Genomic DNA, 1,102 nt, shown 5'->3' with positions numbered 1-1,102 from the left:
GCGTGGAGTTCACGCTCCCCGCGGACGCGAACGCGATCACGGTCCGGTACTCGATCCCCGACTCCCCCACGGGCGGCGGGATCACGTCGCCGCTCGACGTATCGGTCCTGCGCCAGGGCAAGAAGGTCGGCCTGGACCGGCGCATAACGCTCACGTCGGCGTACTCCTACCTGTACAACCAGTACCCGTTCACCAACGACCCGGCGGCGGGCCTCCTCCAGCCCGGCTGGTGGGTCACCGAGTGCGCGTGCGTCCCCGCGGAGACGACGCCGACGCCGACGTTCGAGAAGCCGTTCCGCCCCATGAAGTTCTACGACGAGCAACGGCTGCTGCTCGGCCAGACGTACAAGAAGGGCGACGTCGTCCGCCTCACGGTCCCGGCGCGCGGAGCCGCCGAGTGGACCGTGATCGACCTCCTCGACTCCGAGAAGGTCGCGCCGCCGAAGGTGCGCCTGCTCGCCGCGAACGCGCTGCTCTTCGGGGCCGACCCCACCGGCCGGCGCGACTCCGCCGACGCGCTCGACAAGGCGATCGCGTTCGCCAAGAAGCACCGGCTCGAGGTGTACGTCCCGCCGGGCGTCTACCAGGTGAACCGGCACGTCCTCGTCGACGGCGTGACGATCCAGGGCGCCGGGAGCTGGTACACCGTCTTCCGGGGCAAGGAGGTCGCGCTCGACACGCCCGCCCCCGACGGGTCCGTGCACACCGGGGTCGGGTTCTACGGGCGGTACGCCGACGAGGGCGGCAGCTCGAACGTGCACCTGCGCGACTTCGCGATCGTCGGGGACGTGCGCGAGCGCGTCGACACCGACCAGGTCAACGGCATCGGCGGCGCACTCAGCGACTCGTCGATCTCCGGCCTGTACCTCCAGCACACCAAGGTCGGCCTGTGGTTCGACGGGCCGATGGACAACCTGCGCGTGGAGAACACCGTGATCGTCGACCAGATCGCCGACGCGCTGAACTTCCACGGGGGCGTGACGAACTCGGTCGTGCGGAACGTCTTCGTCCGGAACACCGGCGACGACGGCCTCGCCATGTGGTCCGAGAAGCTGGCGAACACCGGCAACGTGTTCGAGAACAACACGATCCAGTCCAACAC

Annotated in this window: 1 protein-coding gene; it reads left to right on the top strand. The window is 69.2% G+C overall.

Translation table 11 applies throughout. The features are described 5' to 3' along the window. Positions 1 to 1,102, top strand: a 1,102-nt coding sequence (locus tag ACFCZN_RS21510) for a glycosyl hydrolase family 28-related protein (protein WP_430558122.1), incomplete at both ends; no start/stop codon positions are given.

The sequence above is a fragment of the Isoptericola sp. NPDC056134 genome (assembly GCF_042264825.1).
Taxonomy (GTDB): Bacteria; Actinomycetota; Actinomycetes; order Actinomycetales; family Cellulomonadaceae; genus Isoptericola; species Isoptericola nanjingensis.
Note: the sequence above shows the minus strand (reverse complement) of the source record. Positions and strands in the feature narration are given on the sequence as shown.